Here is a 1,330-nt window from a genome sequence, read left to right on the forward strand (position 1 = left end):
TGAGCCACCCCCGCTTTCATGGAGCTTCATGATCATGGTCTGATGGCCATGGGGAGGAAGCATCCGTGGCACCACCGAAGAAATACCCTGATGAGCTGCGTCAACGCGCTGTGCGCCTGTACCGCGAGTCGAACCCGAAGCCTGTGATCAAGCGGCTGGCGGAGCAGTTGAACGTGCATCCGGAAGCGTTGCGCAACTGGATCCGGCAGGCCGAGGCCGACGCCGGCGAACGCGCCGATCGGCCGACGTCCGACATGCTGCAGGAGAACCGGCGGCTGTTGAAGGAGAACGCGGAGCTGCGCCGGGCGAACGAGATCCTGAAGGCGGCGTCGGCGTATTTCGCCTCGGAGCTCGACCCGACCCGGCGACGGTCATGACGTTCGTTCACGAACAGTCAGACCGCTTCGCGGTCGCGCTCCTGCTACGGGTTTTGGAGATCGGCGAATCGACGTACTACGCGTGGCGCAAACAGGTCGAACAGCCCTGCGACCGCGACATGGTCGACCTCGGTCTGCTGTCCAACATCCATGAGGTCTGGGCGGCATCGGGGTTCACCTACGGCTCGGACCGGATCCATCAGCAACTACGCCGTGACGGGATCCGGGTCGGCCGCAAGCGCATCGAGCGGCTGATGCGCGAGCAGGGCTGGCAGGGCGCGTTCCTGCGGCGTGGCTGGCGCGGCGGCTCCACCAAGCAGGATCCACGCCGCGAACCGGCGCCGGACCTGGTGAACCGGCAGTTCCGCGCCAGCGGACCGGACCGGTTGTGGGTCGCGGACGCCACCCGCATCCCGTGCGGTGAGGGCGTGTTCTGGCTCGCCGCGGTCCGCGACGTGTTCTCCCGCCGAATCGTCGGCTGGAAGACCTCCGACCGGTGCGACACCGACCTGATCCTGGCCGCCCTCGAATACGGCATCTACTCCCGTCAGGTGCGTGACGGTGAGCTGATCCACCACAGTGACCACGGCTCGAACTACACGTCGTTCCGGTTCGCGGAACGCTTGTACGACAACGGAATCCTGCCCTCGATGGGGTCCGTCGGCGACTCGTACGACAACGCGCTGATGGAGAACTTCTGGTCCACATTGAAGATCGAGCTCGTCTACCGGCAGGCGTGGCAGACCCGCGACGAGGCCGAGAACGCCCTGTTCGCGTATATCGATGGCTGGTACAACACTCGCCGCATTCAGAAAGAACTCGGCTACGTCAGCCCCGACGAGTACGAGACCGCCTGGCATCGACACCAGGACGAGCAGCCCAAGCCTGCCTTGGCTACCCCTGCCACCAGCCGGTAGCAGGGAAAACTGCTCCATCAAAGCGGGGGAAACTCA

Annotated in this window: 2 protein-coding genes; both read left to right on the forward strand. The window is 65.0% G+C overall.

All coding sequences use genetic code 11. The features are described from left to right. Positions 1–65 precede the first annotated feature (65 nt). Positions 66–377, forward strand: a complete 312-nt coding sequence (locus CHC09_RS44850; RefSeq protein ID WP_089299366.1) for a transposase — start codon at positions 66–68, stop codon at positions 375–377. Beyond that, complete coding sequence (locus tag CHC09_RS44855; RefSeq protein WP_089299367.1) at positions 374–1,294, forward strand: IS3 family transposase; 921 nt, start codon at positions 374–376, stop codon at positions 1,292–1,294. The genes CHC09_RS44850 and CHC09_RS44855 overlap by 4 nt, the downstream gene beginning before the upstream one ends. Positions 1,295–1,330: the final 36 nt, after the last annotated feature.

The organism is Actinoplanes regularis (genome assembly GCF_900188005.1).
Taxonomy (GTDB): Bacteria; Actinomycetota; Actinomycetes; order Mycobacteriales; family Micromonosporaceae; genus Actinoplanes; species Actinoplanes regularis.

Bases quoted from the DNA above. Each gene is read 5' to 3' on its own strand.
- CHC09_RS44855 (WP_089299367.1), top strand. From the start codon at position 374: ATGACGTTCGTTCACGAACAGTCAGACCGCTTCGCGGTCGCGCTCCTG.